The organism is Thalassospira lucentensis (assembly GCF_011806425.1).
In the GTDB taxonomy this organism is placed as follows: Bacteria; Pseudomonadota; Alphaproteobacteria; order Rhodospirillales; family Thalassospiraceae; genus Thalassospira; species Thalassospira lucentensis_B.
Genome location: NZ_JAATOV010000001.1, coordinates 243,138 through 268,272, shown reverse-complemented (window position 1 = coordinate 268,272; position 25,135 = coordinate 243,138). Strand labels below are relative to the sequence as shown.

At 53.5% G+C, this 25,135-nt stretch carries 19 protein-coding genes; 11 read left to right on the top strand and 8 right to left on the bottom strand.

Going from position 1 to position 25,135, the window contains the following annotated elements; all coding sequences use genetic code 11:
* Positions 1 to 27 precede the first annotated feature (27 nt).
* The 8 genes from ccmE to acnA form a co-directional block, all read right to left on the bottom strand.
* On the bottom strand, positions 28 to 516 hold the full coding sequence (ccmE, locus tag HCZ99_RS01240; protein WP_167445090.1) for a cytochrome c maturation protein CcmE: 489 nt from the start codon (positions 514 to 516) through the stop codon (positions 28 to 30).
* Between the two features lie 14 nt (positions 517 to 530).
* Entirely contained in the window at positions 531 to 728 is a 198-nt protein-coding gene (ccmD, locus tag HCZ99_RS01235) for a heme exporter protein CcmD (protein ID WP_167445089.1), read from the bottom strand.
* Positions 725 to 1,513, bottom strand: a complete 789-nt coding sequence (locus HCZ99_RS01230; protein WP_167445088.1) for a heme ABC transporter permease — start codon at positions 1,511 to 1,513, stop codon at positions 725 to 727. Before HCZ99_RS01230 ends, ccmD begins: the two co-directional genes overlap by 4 nt.
* A gap of 84 nt (positions 1,514 to 1,597) precedes the next feature.
* A complete protein-coding gene (gene ccmB / locus HCZ99_RS01225) occupies positions 1,598 to 2,263 on the bottom strand; it encodes a heme exporter protein CcmB (RefSeq protein ID WP_167445087.1) in 666 nt (221 codons plus the stop codon).
* A complete protein-coding gene (gene ccmA, locus HCZ99_RS01220; RefSeq protein ID WP_167445086.1) occupies positions 2,260 to 3,006 on the bottom strand; it encodes a heme ABC exporter ATP-binding protein CcmA in 747 nt (248 codons plus the stop codon). The genes ccmB and ccmA overlap by 4 nt, the downstream gene beginning before the upstream one ends.
* Before the next feature lie 192 nt (positions 3,007 to 3,198).
* On the bottom strand, positions 3,199 to 3,936 hold the full coding sequence (locus HCZ99_RS01215; protein WP_254869384.1) for a DUF1223 domain-containing protein: 738 nt from the start codon (positions 3,934 to 3,936) through the stop codon (positions 3,199 to 3,201).
* A 110-nt stretch (positions 3,937 to 4,046) separates the two neighbouring features.
* Positions 4,047 to 6,602 carry an EAL domain-containing protein gene (locus tag HCZ99_RS01210; protein ID WP_167445925.1) on the bottom strand — a complete coding sequence of 852 codons (2,556 nt, stop codon included), beginning with the start codon at positions 6,600 to 6,602 and terminating at the stop codon, positions 4,047 to 4,049.
* A 220-nt stretch (positions 6,603 to 6,822) separates the two neighbouring features.
* Positions 6,823 to 9,510: an aconitate hydratase AcnA gene (gene acnA, locus HCZ99_RS01205; RefSeq protein WP_167445084.1), complete on the bottom strand. Its 2,688-nt coding sequence runs from the start codon at positions 9,508 to 9,510 to the stop codon at positions 6,823 to 6,825.
* An 832-nt stretch (positions 9,511 to 10,342) separates the two neighbouring features.
* Here acnA and HCZ99_RS01200 point away from each other — a divergent pair.
* The 11 genes from HCZ99_RS01200 to HCZ99_RS01150 all read left to right on the top strand — a co-directional run bounded on the left by HCZ99_RS01200 (position 10,343) and on the right by HCZ99_RS01150 (position 25,131).
* Positions 10,343 to 11,152, top strand: a complete 810-nt coding sequence (locus HCZ99_RS01200) for an ABC transporter ATP-binding protein (protein ID WP_167445083.1) — start codon at positions 10,343 to 10,345, stop codon at positions 11,150 to 11,152.
* Positions 11,153 to 11,154: 2 nt separating this feature from the next.
* Positions 11,155 to 13,104: a long-chain fatty acid--CoA ligase gene (locus tag HCZ99_RS01195; RefSeq protein WP_167445082.1), complete on the top strand. Its 1,950-nt coding sequence runs from the start codon at positions 11,155 to 11,157 to the stop codon at positions 13,102 to 13,104.
* Between the two features lie 61 nt (positions 13,105 to 13,165).
* Positions 13,166 to 14,059, top strand: coding sequence for a branched-chain amino acid ABC transporter permease (locus HCZ99_RS01190; protein WP_167445081.1), 894 nt, complete (start codon positions 13,166 to 13,168; stop codon positions 14,057 to 14,059).
* A gap of 18 nt (positions 14,060 to 14,077) precedes the next feature.
* A complete protein-coding gene (locus HCZ99_RS01185; RefSeq protein WP_167445080.1) occupies positions 14,078 to 15,151 on the top strand; it encodes a branched-chain amino acid ABC transporter permease in 1,074 nt (357 codons plus the stop codon).
* A 111-nt stretch (positions 15,152 to 15,262) separates the two neighbouring features.
* The gene (locus tag HCZ99_RS01180) at positions 15,263 to 16,507 is read left to right on the top strand and encodes an ABC transporter substrate-binding protein (RefSeq protein ID WP_167445079.1); all 1,245 of its coding nucleotides are present in this window, start codon (positions 15,263 to 15,265) and stop codon (positions 16,505 to 16,507) included.
* Between the two features lie 147 nt (positions 16,508 to 16,654).
* Complete coding sequence (locus HCZ99_RS01175) at positions 16,655 to 17,437, top strand: ABC transporter ATP-binding protein (RefSeq protein WP_167445924.1); 783 nt, start codon at positions 16,655 to 16,657, stop codon at positions 17,435 to 17,437.
* A gap of 45 nt (positions 17,438 to 17,482) precedes the next feature.
* A complete protein-coding gene (locus HCZ99_RS01170) occupies positions 17,483 to 18,712 on the top strand; it encodes a phenylacetate--CoA ligase family protein (protein ID WP_167445078.1) in 1,230 nt (409 codons plus the stop codon).
* Positions 18,713 to 18,986: 274 nt separating this feature from the next.
* Complete coding sequence (locus HCZ99_RS01165) at positions 18,987 to 20,195, top strand: MFS transporter (protein ID WP_167445077.1); 1,209 nt, start codon at positions 18,987 to 18,989, stop codon at positions 20,193 to 20,195.
* Positions 20,196 to 20,376: 181 nt separating this feature from the next.
* Positions 20,377 to 23,241 carry a monovalent cation/H+ antiporter subunit A gene (locus HCZ99_RS01160; protein WP_167445076.1) on the top strand — a complete coding sequence of 955 codons (2,865 nt, stop codon included), beginning with the start codon at positions 20,377 to 20,379 and terminating at the stop codon, positions 23,239 to 23,241.
* A 1-nt stretch (position 23,242) separates the two neighbouring features.
* Entirely contained in the window at positions 23,243 to 23,599 is a 357-nt protein-coding gene (locus tag HCZ99_RS01155; protein WP_167445075.1) for a Na+/H+ antiporter subunit C, read from the top strand.
* Complete coding sequence (locus tag HCZ99_RS01150; protein WP_167445074.1) at positions 23,599 to 25,131, top strand: monovalent cation/H+ antiporter subunit D; 1,533 nt, start codon at positions 23,599 to 23,601, stop codon at positions 25,129 to 25,131. The genes HCZ99_RS01155 and HCZ99_RS01150 overlap by 1 nt, the downstream gene beginning before the upstream one ends.
* Positions 25,132 to 25,135 lie beyond the last annotated feature (4 nt).

Genomic DNA, 25,135 nt, shown 5'->3' with positions numbered 1-25,135 from the left:
CTGGATTTTATGATGGCAGAATGTGGCTTAATTGCGCATTTGTTCCGCGTTTTTCGCTTCGATTTCTTCCCAATGGCCGCTTTTTTTAAGGGATTCTGCAACCTCTGGCGGCATGTAGTTTTCATCATGCTTTGCCAAAACTTCAGATGCCACAAACGTCCCGTTCGGTGACATGTGTCCTTCGGCGACGACCCCTTGTCCTTCGCGGAATAGGTCGGGCAGGATACCGGCATAGGCAACTGTGATTGATTCTGCCATGTCTGTTACGACGAAGTTAACCGTTTTGCCGTCTTGCTGTTTGCTCACCGTGCCTTCTTCGACCAGGCCACCAATTCGTAAACGTTGATCCGGATCGATTGGTGATTTTTCGACAATTTCTGACGGGCTAAAGAAGAAGACAACAGAATCTTCAAACGCCGTCAATGCAAGTGCGGCGGCACCAGCAACGGCAATCATCACGGCGCCGATGATATACATCCGTTGGCGTTTACGGGCTTTGGCGCGGGAAAGGGACACTTTCTTATCTCCGGTCAGGTGGCTTTGCGGCTTTTGCGATTACGACGCGGGCGCCGTGCCTGCAGCACCGTTTCAAGCTGATCAAGTTCGCGGCGGCTGTTGCGCAGACCACGCAATGTCGCCAGCAAAAGAACAATCATCGCCAGTGCTGTGATGCCGTAACTCGGCCATATATAGCTTGCATAGCCGCCCATAGAGAAGAACTCAGTCATTGGCTGGCCTCCGCATTGTGACTCGGATCATAAGGTTTGGTCTCGGCAGTGCTGTTTTCGCCATTGTCATCAAACATGCCGCTAAGATGCAGGGCGCGAATACGGCGCTCATTAAGCTCCAGCCGTACGCGCAGGATCAGAACGACGAAATAGTATCCGGTAAATCCAAAGATCATCAAAGCCAGCGGCAATTGCATGCTGGGATCAACAGCCGGTCCATCGACACGGACAATCGATGCTGGTTGATGCAAGGTATTCCACCAATCGACCGAGAATTTGACAATCGGTACATTGATCGCACCAACCAATGCCAGTGCCGATCCGGCTTTTGACCCACGTTCTGGATCATCAAACGCATTCACAAGCGCGATATAGCCAAGATACAGGAACAACAGGATAAGCATCGATGTCAGGCGCGCATCCCATACCCACCATGTGCCCCACATCGGTTCGCCCCAAAGCGATCCGGTAATCAGGCAAAGGGCGGTAAATGTCGCGCCAATCGGGGCGGTTGCACGCGCGCAGATATCGGCAAGCGGGTGCTTCCAGATCAGGCTCATGGCCCCGCAAAGCGCCATCCCGACATAACAAAACAGCCCCATCCAAGCGGCAGGCACATGCAGATACATGATACGAACGGTCGCGCCCTGCTGATAATCAACGGGGGACGCGATCAGGGAAAAATAAAGCCCCGACGCAATCAAAATGACCGTCGCACCGACCAACCATGGCAGGATTGGCGCGGTTATTTTCAGAAAGACACTGGGTTTAGCAAAGCGATGCATTTTCTCTCGTCCGGTGCGCGGCGTGCCGCAGAAGTCGTTCGTTTGGTCGTCTATTTAGGCGCATAGTTCCATCGACGCCAGTACCTATTCCATGGCCTGGCGGAGTGCATGGGCCGTGGCAAACGGTGTCGCCGCCAAGGCCAGCAGCAAAATCGCCCCCATGATTTGCAACTGGGCAGCAGCGGAAACACCAAGCAATGCGGCTTCGACCGCACCAGCCCCGAAAATCAAAATCGGGATATACAGCGGTAAAACCAGCAAGGACACCAAAACCCCGCCGCGTCGCGCGCCCAATATCAGGGCTGCACCAATTGCGCCAATCAAACTAAGGGCCGGGGTGCCAAGCAGCATGGCAACCATCAAAACGCCAAAGCCCGCCGGGTCCATGTTCAGCATCACCGCCATCAGCGGGGCCGCGATAATAAGCGGCAACCCGGTTGTCAGCCAGTGGGCAAGGGCCTTTCCCAATACAACCAGTTCAAGCGATACCGGCGATAAGGTCAGAAGTTCAAGCGTGCCGTCTTCGTAATCGGTCTGAAACACACGTTCAAGCGACAACATTGCCGCCAAAAGGGCGGAAACCCAAATCACACCCGATGCAATGCGCGCCAGAATGTTGGCTTCGGGGCCGACCCCAAACGGGAAAAGCGTGGTGGTGACGATAAAGAAGGCAACCACCATGACGGAGTCAGCCCCCTGACGCAGGGCAAGCCGCAAGTCACGCTGCAAAATGGCGAAAAATCCGGTCATTGCGCGGCTCCTTGGCGATCAGAAGGCACGGCCAATTGCGGTGCGTCGGTATCCAGGTCATACTCGGGATCAGCGTCCTGTTCATGCGCGTCTTGATCTTGGAGCCATTCGACCATTGGGATAGCAAACTCATCAAGATCCAGCAGGGCCGGGTCATCAACGGCAAGGTCGATATGGGTGGAGTAAATCACAATGCCGCCCTTGGCACGGAAATCGGCAATCAGGCGGGCCAGTTCGGCACAGCTTTCGCGGTCAAGGCCGACAGTCGGCTCATCTAAAAGCCATAACTGCGTTTCACCGATCAGAATGCGGGCCAAGGCCGTGCGGCGTTTTTGGCCACTTGAAAGATACCGACCGGCGGTACGCGAAAGATGATGGATTTCAAGCGCGTGAAGTGCGGTGTCAATGGCCGCGTCGATGTCCTTTACCCCGCGCAATTGCGCCCAAAGACGTAAATTATCGCGGACCGACAAGACAGGTTTTATTGCATCCTGATGACCAAGATATTGCTGACGGGCGTTGTGGCCCACACGGTCCTTATGAATGGACTCGCCATCCCAAGTGATCATACCTGATCGCGGTACGAGCAACCCGGCCATCAAGCGCAGCAAGCTTGATTTACCAGCGCCGTTGCGCCCGCGCAGCATGATCGCGTCGCCCGGATTGGCGGCAAAGGATAGGCCGCCAAAAACCAGTCGCTCTCCACGAAGGCAGGTCAGATCAGAACCGCTAAAAACTGCCATGTAACCCGTTCTATTATCGAAAATCGCATTGCGTCACGTCATTCTATAACGCGTTCGCACTTAATGTTCATGCTTTAACCGACATTGAAACCAATGGCATTGTTTCAAATCAATCAAAAGAGAGAGTTGGGTTTGGCAGGAAAGAAAGATTTCAACACGCCGAAAGGGCGTGTGCTGTGCATGTTTGCGAGGTCAGAACTGCACCATCGAGGCGGCGATGATCGGACCACCTGATCCATCTTGAACTAAAACCGCTACGCCGCCATCGCAGGGCGATGGCATGGTGAAATTCCGCTGATCGGCCGTGCCGTTCCAAGTTCCCAGATCGATCATTTCACGAACCACATTGGCATGCACCAGACGCCGACCAGCATTTTCGCCGGATCGGACATCACGGGCACGTTCGTCATCAAACCCAACCAGCCAAAGTTTTAACCCGTTGGCGTTCTTTGTATGGTTAAGCGTGCGAAGTTTTATGGTGCCGCGGGCAGGGTGGTTTTTATCCCGTGGGGCGAGGGTCAAATCGACGATGTCTTGCAAGGGTGCAATTTGGTTGCTGGCGACTTTAATCGTTTGCTGGTCGGGGGATTTTACGACGTGATGACCGTTGATGATGATTTGCGGCGTATAAACGTATCTTTCGCGCATATGCTGGGCATAGGCATGCTGGCGGTCGGTAAACATGGCGCTGGAAAATGGGTCCGTCCAACCCAGATAGTTCCAATAATCCACATGATATGACAGCACCAAAAGATCGCGGCGGTCCTGATTTACGGTATGCAAAGCAGCGTCCGCTGGCGGGCAGGAGCTGCATCCTTCTGATGTGTAAAGCTCGACCACGGCGCGGGGCCGCACGCCATCATCCGCCGTGGCGGCGTTCGAAAATCCCAAAAGGACAAGAGGCAGCGTAAGGATAAGGGCACGGATCATGTTCATACCCGCATGATGCCCGAAAGCATGGCACATCCCCAAATCACAAGGCCTTGAGCATTTATTGAACGGGGCCTGTGGTGAAGGCCAAAGCGTGAAACGCCGTGTTCTTAAATGGCCAAGGATTGCTGTTGTTTGGCGATGGCCGTGATGTCATCAGCTGGCATTGGCTTGCCCAGAAGATATCCTTGGATCAAATCACAACCGGCATTACGCAGGAAGGCCAGTTGATGATGGTTTTCGACCCCCTCAGCAACGCAGGTTTTACCAAGGTTTTGCGCCATTTTAAGGATCGACAACGCTAGGGCCTGGCCATCTTCGCCGTTATCGATATCGATCACAAAGCTACGATCAAGCTTAAGCGTGTCAAACGGCAGGGTGCGCAGGTAGCTAAGGTTTGAGAAACCAGTCCCAAAATCGTCGAGTGAGATATTGACGCCAAGATCACGCACGCGCTGAAGCTTGATTCGCATATCATCAATATTGCGCATGAACAGGCTTTCGGTGACTTCGATTTCAAGGCGATCCGCGGCAATACCTTTGTCGAGCAAAATGGTGCGAAGCTGTTCGGCGAAATCAACAGCACCATAGAACTGCTGAACCGACACGTTGATGGCCACACGCAAATTAAGCAGTCCCTCAGCGCGCCAGTTTATCAATTGGCGGCATGCGGTGCGCATCACCCACCGGCCCAGATCATCAATCGCACCGATGTTTTCGGCCATCGGGATAAATGTCGATGGCGGAATGACGGTGCCATCGGGGCGTGTCCATCTTGCCAAGGCCTCTACACCGCAAAGCTCTTGGGTGCGGGCATCGAATTGTGGCTGATAAACTAAATGTAGTTCCTGATTATCAAGGGCTTGGCGGAACGCGGTTTCAAGTTCGAGTTCGGCACCGTTTTGGGATTCAAGTGCCTGGCGGTATTTGAGGGCACGGTTTCGGCCTTCTTCCTTGGCCTCCATCATCGCAAGTTCCGCGTTACGCAGAAGCATGCTGGTGTCGTGGGCGTCTTCGGGGAAGCAGGCGATGCCGATACTTGCCGACAGATAAAGTTCTGTACCCTTTCGGGTCATGTAAGGTTCGCGTAAACGGCCGAGCAAAGTATCAGATGCCTTGCGTGCGTCATGATCGGTTTGAACGTCGGGTAAAATGGCGGCGTATTCATCGGCACCGACACGCGCGACTACGGCGTCTTGGCCAAGTTCGCGGGTGATGCGACGACCAACTTCAATCAGAACATCATCGCCGTCATTATGGCTAAGCGCGCTGTTGACGCGTTGGAAGTTATCAATATCAAGCATGATCACCGTAAGGCGCGTGCCCTGCTGGCGCGCACGTCCGATATGATGCGATAGAAGTTCGGCAAACCGGCGGCGGTTGGGCATGCCGGTCAATTCATCCGTATGGGCCAAGCGCCGGATATTTTCGCGATTTTTCTCGCGCCCGCTGATGTCGGTAAAGATCGCGGCATAGTGGCTGGTGATGCCATCGGAATCGCGGATTGCCATGATCGACAACCATTCGGGATAAATTTCGCCCGATTTGCGGCGGTTCCAAATCTCGCCTTCCCAGTTTCCGGTGCGCATGACTTCGCCCCACATGGCGTCATAAAACGCCTTGTTTTGGCGGCCCGATTGTAAAATACGCGGGTTCTTGCCAATCACTTCTTCGGCCTGATAGCCGGTGACACGAGTGAAGGCAGGATTGACGGCCTCGATATCGCCGCGCGCATTACAAACCATCACGCAGTCTGGTGAGGTTTCAATAAGCTTATGAGCCAGCAACAGGGACCGCTTGGCATTTGCGACGTCGCTGTTGTTGTCTTCGTTCAAGCTGCGCAGCTGTGCGAAATAGTCCTGTTCAATGAAATGCAGCAAATCGGCGAACGACAGAACGCCAATGACTTCTTTGTGGCGGTTATGCACAACAAGATGACGGATATTGGCGCGCATCATAATATCGCGTGCGTCATTCAGGTTTATGGCATGATTGACCATGGTCACCGGACGTGTGGCAATATCGCCAGCACTTTGATGTTCGTTTCCGTCCACCAGATAGCGCAGAATATCGCGTTCGGTAATGATCCCGGTTTGCTCGGCCGCGGGAAGGTCGCGGTCAAAACCGGTGACAATGGCGTTGTCGCATTTTTCCGAATGCATTTTCAGCCGTAAGTCGCTGACAGATATGCCTGCATCAACAAACAGCGTCGAGCGCCGCACAGCGGTTTCAACGTCATTGGAATTAAGCGATTTACTGACAGCAACCTGTCGGATCAGGTCGGTTTGGCTGATGATACCCGCCAAATGGTTCTGCTCATCAACGGTTGCCAGATGGCGCACATTCAAGTCGCGCATACGCACGATTGCTGCCTGCTGGCTGGCATGGACCGAAATGGTATGTACCGGTTTGGACATGTGATTTTCGATCGGCGCATTCAGGGCAGAATGGCTGTCTGCGGGCAGGGATAAGACGTCTTTTTCGGTGATGATCCCGATGGGTTTATGCGACGACACCACAACAATTGAACTGCAATTGCTTTTCCTCATATGCGCGATCGCCTTGCCAAGTGGCAAGTCTGGGGCGCACGTCAGAACCTTACCGGGCGACAGGGTGCCGACCGTTCGACCACTGTTTGGTCCATCGTCAGAGGTGGGGCGTATCATTCGAACCTGTAAACGTGCTTCGTTTTCGTCGGGCTGTGATGTGGTGGCCAATTCAATCTTCTTTCACTGCCTATCAGACTAGCTGTTCCTAAGAATTGTTATGGATCAAACTTCATGTGGCAATGATTTTGAACCAATGAAAGGTCGGCAAAATAAAATCACCCCGCCGGTTGCCCGACGGGGTGAAAAGTCATCAAGCAGATGATTTCCGAATCGGAAATCAGGCCGCTTTGATCATGTTACGCAGAACGAACTGCAAGATGCCGCCGTTCTGGTAGTAGAGAACTTCGTTCTCGGTATCGATACGGCAGGTGGCGGTGCACTCTTCGGTGCTGCCATCTTTGCGCGTGATGCGAACCGTAACGTCCTGTTGCGGGGTGATGCCATCGGCAATACCCAGAACGTCAAAGGTTTCCGAACCATCAAGCTTGTAGGTCGCACGACCTTCACCGTTTTTGAACTGCAGCGGCAGAACGCCCATGCAGACCAAGTTGGTGCGGTGGATACGCTCGAAGCTTTCCGCGATCACAGCTTTGACGCCAAGCAGGTTGGTGCCTTTTGCTGCCCAGTCACGCGACGAACCGGTGCCGTATTCTTTACCAGCAACAATCACAAGCGGGGTGCCTTCGGCCTGATAACGCATTGCTACGTCATAGACCCAACCCTGTTCGCCGGACGGATAATGAACCGAAACACCACCTTCGGTGCCCGGTGCCATTTCGTTGCGGATACGAATGTTGGCAAAGGTGCCGCGCATCATGACTTCGTGGTTACCACGACGTGCACCATAGGAGTTGAAGTCGCGAACAGCGACGCCGTGTTCCTTAAGGTATTCGCCTGCCGGGCTTTCTTCCTTGATCGAGCCGGCCGGTGAAATGTGGTCGGTCGTGACGGAGTCAGCAAGGATCAGAAGCGGACGTGCGCCATGAACTTCGGAGAATTCACCAGGTTCCTTCGCCATGTCGACGAAGTAAGGCGGGTTCTGAACGTAAGTGGATTTGTTGTCCCACTTGAACGTTTCGCCTTCGGTAACCTGGATGTTCTGCCATGGTTTCGGACCGGCAAAGATGTTGTCATAACGATCTTTGTACATCGCAGCCGAGATCGAGGATGCAATGGTGTCCGCGATCTCTTTGTTGGTCGGCCAGATGTCTTTCATATAGACATCGTTGCCATCTTTGTCGGTACCAAGCGGATCTTTGTCCAGATCGACTTTGAGGTTACCTGCAAGGGCATAGGCAACAACCAGCGGCGGAGAGGCAAGGTAGTTTGCCTTAACGTGCGGGCTGATACGACCTTCAAAGTTACGGTTACCAGACAGGACAGCCGTTACCAGCATGTCTTTGTCTTCAATCGCACCGGCAATCGGATCCGCGAGCGGACCAGAGTTACCAATACAGGTGGTGCAACCGAAACCGGCAATGTTAAAGCCAAGCTGATCCAGATAATCCTGAAGGCCAGCTTTTTCGAGATAATCGGCAACAACCAAAGAGCCCGGTGCGAGTGAGGTTTTCACCCACGGCTTGCTGGTCAGGCCAAGTTCAACAGCTTTTTTCGCCAAAAGACCTGCGGCGATCAACACACTCGGGTTTGAGGTGTTGGTGCACGAGGTGATCGCGGCGATAACGACGTTACCGTCTTTCATTTCGAAGTTTTCATTCGAAACCGGGACAGAACGATCAGCATCAACACCCGGTGCCATTTCAGCAAAGGTGTTGTTGAAGCTTGATACGGCTTCTTTCAGCAGAACACGGTCCTGCGGACGCTTCGGACCCGAAAGGGCCGGCTCGACAGTTGAAATGTCCAGCTCAAGCGTTGCGGTGTATTCAGCTTCATGTGCCGGGTCGCCCCACATGCCCTGTTCTTTGGCATATGCTTCGACAAGGGCAATCTGGTCTTCGTCACGACCGGTCGAACGCATGTAGTTAAGCGTTTCTTCGTCAATCGGGAAGAAGCCACAGGTCGCGCCGTATTCCGGTGCCATGTTACCAATGGTCGCACGGTCCGGGAGGCTCATGTGGGCAAGGGCATCGCCATAGAATTCGACGAATTTACCAACAACGCCTTTTTCACGCAGCATCTGAACGACACGCAGAACAAGGTCAGTTGCGGTGATGCCTTCTTTCATGGAACCGGTCAGCTTAAAGCCGACAACTTCCGGGATCAGCATCGAGATCGGCTGACCGAGCATTGCAGCTTCGGCCTCAAGACCGCCAACACCCCAACCAAGAACGGCAAGGCCGTTGACCATGGTGGTGTGTGAATCGGTACCAACCAGCGTATCAGGATATGCAACGGTTTTGCCGTCTGCGTCTTCGCCAGTCCAAACGACCTTTGCGAGATGCTCGACGTTAACCTGGTGGCAGATACCTGCGCCCGGCGGGACGATGCGGAAGTTGTTGAACGCGTTCTGGCCCCAACGCAGGAAGCCATAACGTTCGCCGTTACGTTCGAACTCGACTTCCATGTTTTTTTCAAGGGCATCATCGGTGCCAAAGAAGTCAATCATGACCGAGTGGTCAATGACGAGGTCAACGGGTGAAAGCGGGTTCACCTTCTGGGCGTCGCCGCCCATGTTGACAACGGCATCGCGCATCGCGGCAAGGTCAACAACAGCCGGAACACCCGTGAAGTCCTGCATCAGGACGCGGGCCGGACGATAGTTGATTTCGTGGTCGCTTTTGCGATCTTTGAGCCAGTCTACAACGGCTTTGACGTCGTCGGACTTAACTGTGAAATCGTCTTCGAAACGCAGAAGGTTCTCAAGAACGACCTTCAGCGTGAAGGGAAGTTTAGAAACGTCGCCGATTTTTTCGGAAGCAGCTTTCAGGCTGTAATAGTCGAAAGATTTGTCCCCGACTTTCAGCGTGCGGCGCGTTTTCAGGTTGTCTTTGCCACAAATGGACATCAGACCCTCCTCAAGGTGGTTAAAAGGGCTTGTCGTGACAAGACACCCCGACCGTCGGAGCGCCGAGCGGTGGGCTATCTGTATCTCGTGACGCGGGTCACGGCTACATATGAATGTGCACCGGGGTTACACCACAATTCCCTTCGAAAGTCCAGACCCGGAAAAGGGGTATTCGGGAAAATGCCCTGATTGCAGCATATTGGCAAAGCACAACAAGTGTTGAAAAACCAAAAGTAGATATGTGGTTCGTCAATTCGCCTTTCAATGCGCAATTTGAAAGTGCCGAGTCTATTTGACGAAATGCGTGGCGACAGGGTTCGGACTGATGTCCTTACCAAGCCTGGACTGTCAGCTTAGTCGAGATTGTAATGTGATCAGATGCCCGGCGAATCGGATGGGTTTTGTCTGTCTGGTTGCTGCGCAATTTGACGGTTTTTCCCAAAAGATAAACTTAAAATTGTGCGCTGCAGGATGTGTAAAGTTTTTTGCGTTGCGGTGATGTGCCGTGTGTCTGCGAACGCCCAATATGTAAATAACGTTACGTAATCATAGGTCGATGGGGCATGTTTAAAGTTAGTCTTTAAATTGTGCGGTGCGAATTTGTGAAAAAGCGTCAATCCCTTGTGGATCATTGCATTGACGCAATATGCTGAAATTGGTACTTAAATGCTTATTAAATGTGTCAGGCCCGGTTTCCGTAAGGTCAGGGTCATATAAAAAATCCGACACATCATCAGGGAAACTGAAAAGCGGCGTGCAATATCAACCGACACGAACCGGGAATGCGGTTCTGCGGTATTTGCGGTCCAAGTCAGGGAGGATAAGCGACGTTATGACGTCACAAGGTCCCATTTTGCAGATCAGCGACGTGTCGCTTGTGTTTGGCGGTGTGCGTGCGCTTAGCGACGTCAGCTTTTCCGTCCAGCCAGGCGAGCTTTTTTCGATTATTGGTCCAAACGGTGCCGGTAAGACATCGATGCTTAACTGTGTATCGGGGCGTTATACGCCGACATCGGGCACAGTATCGTTTAAGGGGCAGGATGTTACCGGGCTTAAGCCAAATGACCGCGCAGAGCTTGGCATCGGTCGAACCTTTCAGAACCTGGCGCTTTTTGGGCACATGAATGTGCTTGATAACATCATGGTCGGGCGCCACCACCTTTTGAAAAATAATGTTTTTAACGGGCCGCTTTATTGGTTTGGCGGCGCTCAGAAGGAAGAGCTTGAACACCGTCGTTTCTGCGAAGACGTCATTGATTTTCTTGAGATTTCCCATATCCGCAAGGCAACTGCTGGCACGCTGTCATATGGTTTGCGCAAGCGTGTCGAATTGGCACGCGCGGTCGCACTGCGTCCTGATCTGATTCTGCTCGATGAGCCGATGGCCGGCATGAACCTTGAAGAAAAAGAGGACATGGCGCGGTTTATCATCGACCTCAACGAAGAGTGGGGCATGACGGTCGTGATGATCGAACATGACATGGGGGTTGTGATGGATATCTCCAACCGTGTGATGGTTCTTGATTTCGGTCGCAAGATTGCCGAAGGCCTGCCCGATGAAGTGATGGCCAACAAGCACGTCAAAAAAGCCTATCTCGGCGAAGAAGACGACGACACAGACGATGACGAGCAGGTGGCCTGAGCATGAGTAGCAATATTCCCGAATATGCAGATGTCCAGGCAATGGACACATTCCCCAAAGTGCTGGCCTATAACGCGCGCAAATGGGGCGATGACGTTGCCATGCGCGAAAAGGAATTTGGCATCTGGCAGGAGTTCACCTGGAAAGATTACAACGACCGCGTCAAATGGATGACGCTTGGCATGCATGCCCTTGGAATAGGGCCGGGCGATGTGGTTGGCATTATCGGTGAAAACCGTCCCGAATGGGTTTGGGCGGAAATTGCCGCCCATGCGCTGCGTGGCCGATCCGTTGGACTTTATCAAGATAGTCTACATGAAGAAGTCGCGTTTCTGATTACCTATTCCGAGGCGCGCATCCTGATTGCTGAGGACGAAGAACAGTGTGACAAGCTGATCGAACTTGGCGAGGATATCCCAACAGTTGATCATATTGTCTATTGCGATCCACGCGGCATGCGCAAATACGACGATCCGCGCCTTTTGGATGTAGAAAAGCTTTATGAAATGGGCCGCGCCGTCGAGGCCAAAGACCCCGGTCTGTATGATAAGATGGTGGCCGATACGCGCGGCGATGAATGCGCGATCCTGTGCACCACATCTGGCACCACGTCCAAGCCGAAAATGGCGATGCTTAATAGTGCCGATTTCCTTGATCACTGTGCGGCCTATTTGCGCGCCGATCCAAAATATCCGGGCGATAACTATGTTTCGGTTTTGCCGCTGCCCTGGATTATGGAGCAGGTCTATGTGGTTGGTCAGTCGCTGATCAGCCGACAGATCGTCAATTTCGTTGAAGAGCAGGAAACCATGATGGAAGACCTGCGCGAAATTGGCCCGAACTTTGTCCTGCTGGCACCGCGCGTTTGGGAAACCATTGCTGCGGATGTGCGCGCACGGATGATGGATTCAACGCCGTTCAAACAGAAAATGTACGATGCTGGCATGGCGTTGGCACGCACCGCCTTGGACAGTGGCGGGCATTCAAAACTGGCCGATTGGATGCTGATGAACGCCCTGAAAGATCGGTTGGGTTTTACCAATCTGCGCTCTGCCGCGACTGGTGGGGCGGCAATTGGCCCGGAAACGTTTAAGTTCTTCCATGCGATGGGCGTGCCGCTGCGTCAGCTTTATGGTCAGACTGAGCTGTGCGGTGCCTATACCATTCACCAACCTGATGACATTGATTTTGATACGGTCGGGATTGCGTTTGATAATTCCGAAGTCAAAGTCATCAATGCCGATGAAAATGGCGTGGGTGAAATCGTTGCCCGCACGTCGGGCATGTTCACCAGTTACTATAAAAATCAGGCCGCCTATGACGAAGACGTTCGGGATGGCTGGATGCATACCGGGGATGCCGGGTACTTCAAGGATGAAAACAAGCACCTTGTGGTGATTGACCGGATGAAGGACCTGGCGGAAACATCGACCGGGGTGCGGTATTCGCCGCAATTTATCGAAAACAAATTGAAGTTTTCGCCCTTCATTGCCGAGGCCGTCATTCTGGGCAAGGACCTGCCGTTCCTGTCGACCATGATCTGTATCCGTTATTCGATCATGGCCAAGTGGGCCGAGCAGCGCGGCATTGCCTTTACCAACTACACCAACCTGTCTGCCCAGCCGCAAGTCTATGACATGATTGTCGATGAAGTGCGTCAGGTAAACGAAACCTTGCCCGAAGCGCAGCGGATCAAACGGTTCTTGCTGCTGTACAAGGAACTTGATGCTGACGACGGCGAACTGACCCGGACCCGCAAGGTACGCCGCAGTGTCGTTGCCGAAAAATATGCCGACATCATCGACGCTGTTTATGCCGGAAATGACAAGGTTGATATCGATACCATGATCACCTTCCAGGACGGGTCAAAAACCCGCATTCAGACAAGTGTCAAAGTGGTCGATCTAGAAGAAATCAAGGCCGCAAAGACGGCCCCGAAAGCAGCCGAATAAGGCCGCAAATAAACTGTGGTTCCGCGCCATTGGGCCGGGCCGCCATTACAGGGATGGCAACATGAATTTCGAACTTCTGTTCCAGCTGCTGCTGAACGGGTTGATCGTCGGAACGTTGTATGGCGTCGTCGCCATGTGTTTCGTGCTGATCTATAAATCAACCCAGATCGTCAACTTTGCTCAGGGTGAATTCCTGCTGATCGGGGCATGGGTCTGTTATGCGTTTCTTGTCGAAATGCACATGCCGTTCTGGATGGGGTTCTTGTTTACGCTGCTGTTTATGATGGCGTTTGGCGTCATCCTGCAGATGGTGGTTTTACGGCCCATGATTGGCGAACCGATTATTTCCGTGATCATGGTGACCATCGGGCTTTCGATCTTTTTCCAGGCGGCAACCAAATGGATTTTCGGGGCTACCACGGCAACCTATCCACAGGTGTTTGAAACCCGTTCATTGAACGTCCTCGGGATGCAGATCGAGACCGCCTATATCATGAGTTTCGTGATCTCGTTGTTCATCATGGCCGGGTTCTATTGGTTCTTTAAATATTCCAAGCTTGGCCTTGCGATGCGCGCCACCGCGTTTGATCAGCAGGTCGCCCAAAGTCTGGGCATTTCCGTGAAAACCGTTTTTGCCATGTCTTGGGCTATTTCCGCCCTGGTGTCGGGTGTCGCCGGGATCGTGATCGGCATGGTCAACGGCGTGTCATCAGCACTTTCGGTCATCGGGATCAAGGTGTTTCCGGCGGTCATTTTGGGGGGGCTTGATTCCATTGTCGGGGCGGTTGTTGGCGGTGTGATTATTGGCTTGCTTGAAAACACGGCCGAGTTTGTTGATGGGCAGTATCTGCACTGGGGCAATTTGTTTTCGATCGCGCCGTTCTATGTGCTGATCATTATTTTGTGCATCAAGCCGTATGGCCTGTTTGGCACCAAAGATATCGAACGTGTCTAAGGGACGAGGAAAGAAACGATGGCTGGATTTTCGATGCGTCCCTGCGGTGATTTCCGAACGACTTATCGGCAGGATACCCGCATTTTTGATACGACGGTTGTACGCAATGCCGCTGTTCTTGGTGTGATCGCTGTTGCCCTGATCCCGTTTGTTCTGGATGGGTATTACGTCAATCTGTTCATTCAGATTTCCTATTTCGCGATTGCCGCATTGGGTTTGAACATTCTGGTTGGTTTTACCGGGCAGATTTCACTGGGCCATGCGGCGTTCTTTGGCTTTGGCGCGTTTGCATCGGCATGGATCAACAATACCACCGGCATTCCGGTATTGTTGTCGATCCCGCTTGCCGGGTTAATGACCGCCGCGGTAGGGTTGCTGTTTGGTTTGCCTGCGGCCCGGATTAAGGGGCTGTATCTGGCGATTGCGACCTTGGCAGCGCAGTTCATTTTGGAAGATTTCTTTGCCCGCGCAGAATGGTTTACCGGTGGTTCTTATGGCGCGGCGGCCAACCCGATCAATGTGTTTGGCTATGAAATCTATGATGATTTTAGCTTCTTCTATGTCTGCCTGTTCTTCTTGGTGGTGATGTATCTGTTGGGTACCAACCTGATGCGGACCCGGGATGGACGGGCATTTGTTGCGGTGCGCGATCATTATCTTTCAGCTGAAATCATGGGCATCAATCTGACGAAATATCGTCTGATGAGCTTTGCGGTTTCATCGTTTTATGCCGGTGTCGGCGGGGCGATGTATGGGCATTATCTTGGTTTTGTTTCCGCCGAAGGTTTCACCATTCTGCTGTCGATCCAGTTTCTGGGCATGATCATTATTGGTGGTCTTGGCTCGGTCAAGGGGACGCTTATGGGCACTGTCTTTATGGTGTTGTTGCCCGAAGTCATGGAAAGCGGTGTCAGTGCATTAAGTGTTTTTGACTGGGCAAGCTCGACGGATGTGACCGATGGGCTGGCCTATATCAAGGAGATGGCGATCGGTCTGGCCATCATCCTGTTCCTGATCTTTGAGCCGGATGGGCTTGCCCATCGTTGGCAACAGATCAGGGCGTACTGGAAGCTTTATCCCTTCTCGTACTGATCAATACCGCCGAGGCCTGTTTCGCTAAAAAACAACAAAGAAACAGGATCAAAAATCGGCGTGGACCGGGAGGCTACTTTGTTGAGTAAAACGTCCAAGGGAGACGTCGTAATGAAAAGAGTAATTGCAGCAACCGCACTGGTTGCGACCAGCTTGTCGATGACAGCCGCCAAGGCCGATGACGACATGGTGTTTGTCGGTCACTTGATGGATATCACCGGACCGACCGGCTTTATCGGCAAGTTCTATGCCGATGGGGTGCGTGACGCGCTGTCTTATATCAATACCCATGGCGGGATTGATGGCACCGTTTTGGATTCAGAATCGATTGATTACGCCTATAAAGTACCCCAAGCGATTGCCAACTATAAAAAATGGCGTTCGCGCAACAACATGGTCGCGATGCAAGGCTGGGGTACGGGCGATACCGAGGCCCTTATCAGCTTCGTCGCCAAGGATAAGGTGCCGGTCTATTCCGCATCCTATTCCGGTCACCTGACCGATCCGACGGCCAAAAACCCCAGAACCGCCAAGCCCGCACCTTATAACTTCTTCTATGGCGCATCTTATTCCGATGCCTGCCGTGCGATGGTTCAGTGGGCGGCAGAAGATTGGAAATCGTCTGGCAAAAGCGGCAAGCCGGTCTTCTCGCACATTGGGGACAACCATCCTTACCCGAATGCGCCCAAAGAAGCCTGCGCTGAATATGCGACCGAACTTGGCTTTGAGGTGACCGAGCCGGTGGTCGTTTCGATGAAGCCGGGCGATTTCAAAGCGCAGTGCCTGACCATCAAGGAAGCGGGTACGAATTACGGCTATCTTGGCAATCTTGGCCCGTCGGTTGTGTCGCTGGTGAAATCCTGTGACACGGTTGGCGCAACGCCAAAATGGCTCGCCAATATCTGGGCGGGCGATTACGAGACGCTTAAAACCATTGGCGATGTTGATAACTACATCTTCCCGGCGATGACCAGCTTCTGGACCGACGAAGGGGTTCCGGGCATGGATCTTGTGCGCGAAATTTCGAAAATGTCTGACAGCTCGGGCAAGGAATTCCGTACCCACCATTATATCCGTGGCATTTGTTCAGCCTATTACATGAAAGAAGCCATGGAATGGGCCAAGGAAAATGGTGGCATTACCGGTGAAAACATCAAGGCCGGCATGTATGCCCGCGAATTGTGGGTCCCCAAAGGTCTTGAAGGTGTGTGCATGGAAGCAACCTGGACCGCCGAAGATCACCGCGGCATCAATACCGTCAATATCTATAAAGGATCGGCAAAAGGCGGCGAACCGACCGTCGAAAAGGTTACCACTGTAACCTTGCCGCGCCGTGATGACTGGCTCGGTTACTAAGACCGGTCCGACGACGAATGTCTCCCATGCTGTTCGGGGGGAAAGCGGGTTTTCCGTTTTCCCCCCGACGGTGGGGCGATGAACAGGGATATGATCAAAGGGGACACCATGGCAGAGCCCGCCCGTAAAATCGAAAATGCCGAACCGATGTTGTCGGTCAACAATATCGAAGTTGTTTATGACGAGGTGATCCTTGTCCTGCGCGGGGTATCGTTAGAGGTTCCGCAAGGAAAGATCGTGACCCTTCTTGGGCCAAACGGGGCCGGTAAATCCACAACGCTTAAGGCGATTTCCGGGTTGCTGAAAACCGAAGACGGTGAAGTCACCCGTGGCGAGATCAATTTCATGGGAAAACAGATCGCCAACGGAAACCCCGAAGACATCGTACGGTCCGGCCTGTTTCAGGTGATGGAAGGCCGCCGTATTATCGAAGACATGACCTGTATCGAAAATCTGCGTTTGGGCGCCTATACCCGTAAGGATAAGGGCGTTAAAGACGATATCGATATGGTGTTTGACTATTTCCCGCGCCTGAAAGAACGCACCGGCCTTGCCGGGTACCTATCGGGTGGGGAGCAGCAAATGCTGGCCATTGGTCGGTCCTTGATGGCGCGGCCGAAAATGATCCTGCTTGATGAGCCATCCATGGGCCTGTCGCCGCTTTTGGTTAAGGAAGTGTTCGGGATCATCGAAAAGATCAATCGCGATCAAGGGATTACCATGCTGATCGTCGAACAGAATGCCAACTTTGCGCTGAAGGTCGCCGATTACGGTTACATTATGGAAAGCGGCAAGGTGGTGCTTGATGGCACACGCGACGAGCTTCTGAATAACGAAGACGTTAAAGAGTTCTATCTTGGTGGTGGGTCGGAAGATCGCAAAAGCTTTAAGAACATCAAGTCATATAAACGTCGTAAACGTTGGTTATAACCCCTGATCTTGGGTGTTGGTGATTTTGGATGAAAGACGGGCGACATGCTTAAAACCTATTACGACGGAATTGAAACGCGCAAACCAGCCGATCGCGATGCCGGATTAATGGCCGCATTGCCGCGTGTCATTCATCACGCGAAATCAAAGTCCGCTGGATTTGGACGTATCCTAAGCGATGTTGATCCGCAAACCGTCACCAGCCGCGATGCCTTGGCGAAACTGCCGGTCACGCGAAAATCCGATCTGATCGACGCCCAGGCAAAAGAACCACCCTTTGCCGGGTTAAACGCAACGCCGGTTCCGGCCCTTGCGCGCATGTTCCAAAGCCCAGGGCCGATTTATGATCCGCAGGGTAAGGGTGATGATTGGTGGCGTATGGGCCGCGCATTCTTTGCCGCCGGGTTCCGCCCGGGCGATATTGTGCATAACTGCCTGTCTTATCATCTGACCCCGGGTGGCTTTATTTTTGATAGTGGCGCACGGGCATGTGGCTGTGTCGTGATCCCGGCCGGGGTTGGACAAAGCGAAGCACAGGTCAAAGCCATCAGCGATCTGAAACCAACGGGCTATTGCGGTACGCCATCGTTCCTTAAAATCCTGATCGAAAAGGCCGATGAACTTGGCGCGGATATTTCGTCGATCAAACGCGCACTGGTTTCCGGCGAAGCATTGCCCGAAACCCTGCGCAGCTGGTTTGCCGAACGCGATATCGCGATGTTGCAATGTTATGCTAGTGCGGACCTTGGTTTGATTGCCTATGAAAGCGATGCCAAGGACGGCATGATCGTCGCCGAAGACATCATTCTTGAAATCGTGCGCCCGGGGACCGGCGATCCAGTGGCAGAGGGCGAGGTCGGCGAAGTCGTCGTCACGTCGCTTAATATGGATTATCCGTTGCTCCGCTTTGCGACCGGGGATCTATCGGCCATCGCACCGGGCCAAAGCCCGTGTGGACGGACGAATGACCGGATCAAGGGGTGGATGGGCCGCGCGGATCAAACCACCAAAGTCAAAGGCATGTTTGTCCATCCGCAGCAGGTTGCCGAAGTCATCAAGCGTCACGACGAAATCACCAAGGCTCGCCTTGTTGTCACCCGTGAAAACGACAATGACGTCATGACCCTGATCTGCGAGGGGCCGGACGCCGGGCATGTTGATGCCATTGGCGAAACCCTTGCCAGCGTCTGCAAATTGCGTGGGGCGGTCGAATGTGCCGCGACGGGCAGCCTTCCCAATGATGGCAAGGTCATTGATGACAAGCGGACCGCGTAGAAAGCAAGTTAACTAACTCAGATTGCCCAATACCTCATTCCCGCTCGGGAAACTTGATGCCGTCTGGCTTGGTCAGCGGCATCTTTTTTTGCGGGGTTAAAGGTGGGGAGAAGTTGTTAATGATCTAACCGCCCTGCCAAGGCCGTTCGGGTTGATTTGGGCGTTGCTTTGATCGTCCTCCTGGAATGGCTGAAACTTCAAACCGTTCGAAGATGGGCATTCGCGCACTTCTGTGTATGATGGCGAAAATGATAACAAATGGGCCGGGGATGGCATGACGCGCACGGGAAAATGCTTTGCCGTTTCAATGATTACGGTCTGTCAGTTGATGGCGCTTGCCCTTTGGTTTTCGGCAACGGCGGTGCTGCCGCAATTGCGTGCCGAGTTTGATCTGGGCGCGCTTCAATCATCGTTATTTACCAGTTCGGTTCTGTTTGGCTTTGTGCTGGGCACGCTGATCAGTGCGGTTCTTGGTTTGGCCGATCGCATTGAACCGCGCCGCTTTTGGGCGGCATCGGCCTTGATCGCGGCAACCGCCAATATCCTGATCCTGACCGTCCCGATTGACGGGGGTGTTGTTATCGCGTTGCGGGTTGTAACCGGGATATGCATGGCGGGCATTTACCCGATTGGCATGAAAATGGTGGCGACGTGGTCGCGCGGCGATACCGGTTTTCTGGTGGGGGTGCTTGTCGGGGCGCTGACACTGGGATCGGCCTTGCCGCATTTGTTTTCGGTTGTCGTGCCGCTTAATTGGCGGTGGGTGATTGTTGCGGCCAGTGTGTCGGCTTACGCAGCCGCACTTGTGATCTTGTTTGTCAATCTTGGCGGCACACCGGGCGCGTCGCCGCGTTTTGATCCACGCATGGTGGGGCATATCTGGGCCAATAAGCCACTGCGTTATGCCTGTTACGGTTATTTCGGCCACATGTGGGAACTGTATGCCATGTGGGGCTGGATCGGGTTATTCCTGTATTCAAGTCTTTCGGATCGTTTGGTTGAAAACGCGGGTGTCTGGTCGGCATTGTCGACCTTTGGCATCGTTGGGATTGGCGCATTTGGATCGCTTGCCGGGGGATATTTCGCCGATCGGATTGGGCGGACGACGGTGACCATTGCCGCCATGTGTATCAGTGGCCTTTGCGCGTTGCTGGTCGGTGCTCTGGCGGATGCACCATTTGCGGTGCTGTTTGTCATTTGTCTGGTCTGGGGGCTTTCCGTGATCGCGGATTCTGCACAGTTTTCGTCCTGTGTGATCGAACTGGCCGATCCCCATCAGGTCGGAACGGCGCTGACATTACAAAATGCGATCGGATTTATCATCGCCTTGCTGTCGATCCACCTTGTACCGGTGGTTGCAGGCGCATTTGGATGGTGGGGCGCATTTGCCATGCTGTCGATTGGGCCGTTGCTGGGCGTGTTGGCAATGATCCGATTGCGTCTGATGCCCGAGGCAAGGCTTCTTGCAGGTGGCAAAAAATAGCAAATGGCGAAGTCAGGGTTGTAATTATTGGTGATCGGCATCACTTGACAGGTCCAAAGCAAAAACTAGCAACGTTTGGGTTTTCTTGACCATTTTCTGTACAAATATTACCTTCTGCCGGAATTTTCTTGCTGTATCGCGCTGGGGGCGATGCGGCGACTTCCAAAAATAAGGGTCTTTCATGAGTCTCACCCTCATTGTTTTGCTTCCCTTCATTGGGGCGGTACTACCCGCCATAATGATCAGGGCTGGGCGCAACGCATGCGCGATTGCGACTGGTTCTGTCACATTGCTTGCCCTGATTTTGCTGATGGCAAAGGCACCCGCCGTAATTGGTGGCGAGGTGTTTCAGGTCAGCTATGACTGGCTTCCCGAACTGGGACTTAATGTCACCTTCTTCCTTGATGGATTGGGCTTGCTGTTTGCAACGCTGATCCTTGGGATCGGGTTGTTGATCATTATTTACGCCCGTTTCTACCTTTCCAAAGACGATCCCATGGGGCGCTTTTATGTGTTCCTGTTGCTGTTCCAAGGGGCGATGGTTGGCATCGTCTTGTCAGACAACATCCTGCTGTTGCTGGTGTTCTGGGAACTGACGTCGCTGTCATCGTTCTTGTTGATCGGGTATTGGAAGCATCTGCCAGAAGGTCGTCAGGGCGCGCGAATGGCGCTTGCCGTGACGGGTGGTGGTGGACTTGCGATGATTGCCGGGATGTTGATCCTGGGCAACATTGTCGGATCTTATGATTTAAGCGTCATCTTGCAGAACGCCGACATGATCCAGGCATCCCCGATGTATGTCCCGGCCCTTGTGTTGATCTTGCTGGGTTGCTTTACCAAATCGGCGCAATTCCCGTTCCATTTCTGGCTGCCGCATGCCATGGCCGCACCGACCCCGGTTTCGGCTTATTTGCACTCGGCCACCATGGTTAAGGCGGGCATCTTCCTGATGGCGCGTATGTGGCCGGTTTTGTCGGGCACGCCAGAATGGTTCTATATCGTTGCGACCACCGGTCTTGTGACCATGGTTCTGGGCGCATGGATTGCGATCTTCAAACATGATCTTAAGGGGCTTTTGGCCTATTCCACGGTTAGTCACCTTGGTCTTGTGACCATGTTGCTTGGTTTTGGAACGCCGATTGCGGCTGTGGCTGGTGTGTTTCACATCATCAACCATGCGACCTTTAAGGCGGCGCTGTTTATGACGGCAGGTATCGTCGATCATGAAACCGGGACCCGTGATATTCGCCGGTTTGGTGGGTTGATCAACCTGATGCCGATTGCCGGGACCATCGGGATTATTTCCGCGGCATCCATGGCCGGGATCATTCCGTTCAACGGCTTCCTGTCCAAGGAAATGATGCTTGAAGAAGCATGGCACACGGTATGGATGGATCAAAGCTGGTTCATGCCGGTTTTGGCGACGATCGGTGCGATCTTCTCGGTTGCGTATTCGTTCCGCTTTATCTTCCATGTTTGGCTGGGTAAACCGCGCGATGAAAATCTGCCGCACCATCCGCACGACCCGCCCTTTGGCATGTGGGCACCGCCCGCATTCTTGACCATTCTGGTTATTCTGATCGGCTTGTTCCCGGCCGCCATTGCCGGGCCCATCGTTGCGGCCACATCTGCGGCGGTTATTGGTGGGGCGTTGCCGGAATACCATTTGGCTTTGTGGCATGGTCTGACCCCCGCACTAGGCATGAGCATCATTGCAATCGTCGTCGGTGCTGTTTTGCTGATGCGCCACGGCAGCCTTTTGTCGGCAACCGCGAACTTGTCGCGTCCTGATGCAAAGGCAATGTTTGATTGCGGCATGGCCAAGCTGGTCACAGTGACCCGGTTTGCAACGGAAAAGCTGCATAACGGTTCTTTGCAGCGTTACTTGGCGATTACGATTTTCGCAGCGATTGCAATTGGTCTTACCGGCTTCTATGCCGAACCAGATCATACGGCAGGCACGCGTGAATTGCTTGCTGTTTCACCGGCGGCGGCGATTGGCTGGGTCTTGCTGGTTGTGACCTGCCTTGCGGCGGTTGTCATGCATCACAATCGACTGTTGTCGTTGCTCCTTGTTGGGGTGATTGGTCTGATTGTGTCGCTTGGCTTTATCTATCTGTCGGCACCGGATCTGGCGCTGACGCAAATCTCGGTCGAAGTTGTGACCGTTATTTTGATGTTGCTGGCGCTTAATATCCTGCCAAAGGAAACGCCAAAGGAAAGCCTTGCCGGACGTAAGATGCGCGACGGGGTGATTTCCATTGCGGCGGGTCTTGGTATTGGTTCGGCGATCTGGGCGATCATGACGCGTGAACTGCCAAACTCGATTTCGGCCTTCCATTTGGCGAACTCAAAAACCGAGGGCGGTGGCACGAACGTTGTGAACGTCATCCTCGTTGATTTCCGTGGGTTTGATACCTTTGGCGAAATCATTGTTCTTGGGATTGCGGCGCTTTCGATCTTTGCACTGATCGAAACAGTGTCAGGAAGCGAAGCGGCCAAACGTCTGGCAAGTTGGGTGGTCAAAAACCGTCGTTCGGCGGATCGCCATCCGATGATGATGGTGATTGCAACTCGTGTGATGCTGCCCTTGTCGCTGATGGTGGGTGTTTACATCTTCCTGCGCGGTCATAACGAACCGGGCGGTGGGTTTATCGCCGGTCTGGTCGTTTCGGTCGCTTTGGTCATGCAGTATATGGCGTCAGGCTTTGGCTGGACCCAGAACCGCATGAAGGTTCGCTATCACGGCATGATTGGTTTGGGTGTGATTGCTGCGGCCATTACCGGTGCGTCGGCCTGGGTGGCTGGCTTGCCGTTCCTGACCAGTGGCTTTGTCCATGTGCACCTGCCGATTGTTGGCGAGTTTGAACTGGCATCGGCCATGGGCTTTGACCTTGGCGTATTCCTGACCGTGGTCGGGGCGGTGATGCTGGCCCTTGCCAAACTGTCGCAGGTCGAACGCATGGCAGAACATGCCGATATCAACCGTCATCCGATGGATTACGATCCGTCTGTTCAAACCACAACGCCAGAGAAGGAGGCCTGATATGGAATTTCTAGTAGCAAGCAGTATTGGGCTTCTGACGACGTGCGGCACGTATCTTTTGTTGCGTGGGCGGACGTTCCCGGTCGTGGTTGGGTTGGCCCTTTTATCCTATGCGGTGAACGTGTTCCTGTTTGCCATGGGCCGGTTGACCATCAATATGCCGCCGATCCTGCGAGAGGGTGTAACCGAATACACCGATCCATTGCCCCAGGCACTTGTCCTGACGGCGATTGTGATTTCGTTTGGGATGACTGCACTGATTGTTGTGCTGTCGATCCGGGCGTTTCTTGAAATCGGGAATGACCATGTTGACGGTCGCCCGGTTGGCGAGCCATCCGAAGCAGGAGATAAAAACTGATGGGTGACTGGATTGTTGTTCCCATAGTGCTGCCCGCTGTGGTGGCCGCGCTGATCGTTTTGGCGGTTCGTCACGATATCGTTCTACAGCGCATCTTTTCGATTACATCGACGCTCGCACTTGTCGCGATAAGCTTGGTTCTGATGATTTTCGCTAGCACCAATGCGCCGGAAATGTATGCGCTGTCTGATTGGCCTGCACCGTTCGGGATCGTTCTGGTCCTTGACCGGCTTTCGGCGATGATGGTCTTTTTGACGTCGGTTCTTGGCCTTGGCGTTGTTCTGTATTCTTCCAGTGAATGGGACAAACGCGGCAAGCATTTCCATGCCCTTTTCCAGTTCCAGCTGATGGGGGTTAATGGTGCGTTCCTGACCGGTGACGTCTTTAACTTGTTTGTGTTCTTTGAGGTGCTGCTGATCGCATCTTATGGGCTGATGCTTCATGGTGCGGGGGCTGAACGCCTTAAAGCGGGCATGCAATATGTTGTTGTCAATCTGACCGGTTCGTCCCTGTTCCTGGTTGGGGTTGGGATGATCTATTCGGTGACCGGCACGCTGAATATGGCCGATCTTGCCATTCAGGTTGCCAATATTGCCCCGGGTGATGCCGCGATCCTGCGTGCTGGTGGTTTGATTTTGCTGCTGGTGTTCTGTGTCAAGGCGGCTCTGGTTCCGATCCATTTCTGGTTACCGGGTACTTATGCCAACGCCCCCGCACCGGTTGCGGCCCTGTTTGCGATCATGACCAAAGTTGGCGCCTATTCCGTGCTGCGTGTTTACACGCTGGTCTTTGGCGGTACTGCCGGGGATATGGCGTGGCTGGCGGAACCATTTATTCTGCCTGCGGCCTTGATCACGGTTACGGTTGGGATGGTCGGTGTTGTGGCGGCAAAGCGCCTTAACAGCTTGGTGGCCTTTTCGGTGATCGGGTCGATGGGGACCTTGTTGACCGCGATTGGTCTGTTTACCCCCGAAGGCATTTCGGCTGGTCTTTACTATCTGCTGCATTCGACCTTCTCGGCTGCGGCATTGTTCCTGATTGCGGATCTTGTGGTGTCACGCCGGGGCCAGTATGGCGATAGCCTGCACACCGCGCCGGTCTTCCATCAATCTGGTTTCCTTGCCGTTCTGTTCTTTATTGGGGCGATTGGCATGGCCGGTATGCCGCCGATAAGCGGATTTATCGGTAAGCTCCAGATCCTTAATGCGGCGCGTGATGGCGATACGATGATTTGGGTCTGGTCGGTTATTCTGGTGACGTCCTTGATCTGCATTATCGGTTTTGGCCGGGCGGGCAGTGTGCTGTTTTGGAAAAGCGCATCCGTGCAGGGCGAGATCGTTGTCGAAGATGCCAACTGGCCGGTTCTGCCGATTGTTGCCGCATGCGGCATGCTTGGCTGTATGATCGCACTTACGGTCTTTGCCGGTCCGATCAGTGCCTATCTTAACGGGGTGGCAGATCAGTTGTTCGATACGTCGCAATATATTCGTGCCGTGCTGGGTGATGGCGCCCTTGCACAGTTTGGCCAGTAAGTGG

Coding starts and splice junctions, on each gene's coding strand:
- ccmD (WP_167445089.1), bottom strand. CDS start 728: ATGACTGAGTTCTTCTCTATGGGCGGCTATGCAAGCTATATATGGCCG.
- HCZ99_RS01230 (WP_167445088.1), bottom strand. CDS start 1,513: ATGCATCGCTTTGCTAAACCCAGTGTCTTTCTGAAAATAACCGCGCCA.
- ccmB (WP_167445087.1), bottom strand. CDS start 2,263: ATGACCGGATTTTTCGCCATTTTGCAGCGTGACTTGCGGCTTGCCCTG.
- ccmA (WP_167445086.1), bottom strand. CDS start 3,006: ATGGCAGTTTTTAGCGGTTCTGATCTGACCTGCCTTCGTGGAGAGCGA.
- HCZ99_RS01215 (WP_254869384.1), bottom strand. CDS start 3,936: ATGATCCGTGCCCTTATCCTTACGCTGCCTCTTGTCCTTTTGGGATTT.
- HCZ99_RS01210 (WP_167445925.1), bottom strand. CDS start 6,602: ATGATACGCCCCACCTCTGACGATGGACCAAACAGTGGTCGAACGGTC.
- acnA (WP_167445084.1), bottom strand. CDS start 9,510: ATGTCCATTTGTGGCAAAGACAACCTGAAAACGCGCCGCACGCTGAAA.
- HCZ99_RS01200 (WP_167445083.1), top strand. CDS start 10,343: ATGACGTCACAAGGTCCCATTTTGCAGATCAGCGACGTGTCGCTTGTG.
- HCZ99_RS01195 (WP_167445082.1), top strand. CDS start 11,155: ATGAGTAGCAATATTCCCGAATATGCAGATGTCCAGGCAATGGACACA.
- HCZ99_RS01190 (WP_167445081.1), top strand. CDS start 13,166: ATGAATTTCGAACTTCTGTTCCAGCTGCTGCTGAACGGGTTGATCGTC.
- HCZ99_RS01185 (WP_167445080.1), top strand. CDS start 14,078: ATGGCTGGATTTTCGATGCGTCCCTGCGGTGATTTCCGAACGACTTAT.
- HCZ99_RS01180 (WP_167445079.1), top strand. CDS start 15,263: ATGAAAAGAGTAATTGCAGCAACCGCACTGGTTGCGACCAGCTTGTCG.
- HCZ99_RS01175 (WP_167445924.1), top strand. CDS start 16,655: ATGTTGTCGGTCAACAATATCGAAGTTGTTTATGACGAGGTGATCCTT.
- HCZ99_RS01170 (WP_167445078.1), top strand. CDS start 17,483: ATGCTTAAAACCTATTACGACGGAATTGAAACGCGCAAACCAGCCGAT.
- HCZ99_RS01165 (WP_167445077.1), top strand. CDS start 18,987: ATGACGCGCACGGGAAAATGCTTTGCCGTTTCAATGATTACGGTCTGT.
- HCZ99_RS01160 (WP_167445076.1), top strand. CDS start 20,377: ATGAGTCTCACCCTCATTGTTTTGCTTCCCTTCATTGGGGCGGTACTA.
- HCZ99_RS01155 (WP_167445075.1), top strand. CDS start 23,243: ATGGAATTTCTAGTAGCAAGCAGTATTGGGCTTCTGACGACGTGCGGC.
- HCZ99_RS01150 (WP_167445074.1), top strand. CDS start 23,599: ATGGGTGACTGGATTGTTGTTCCCATAGTGCTGCCCGCTGTGGTGGCC.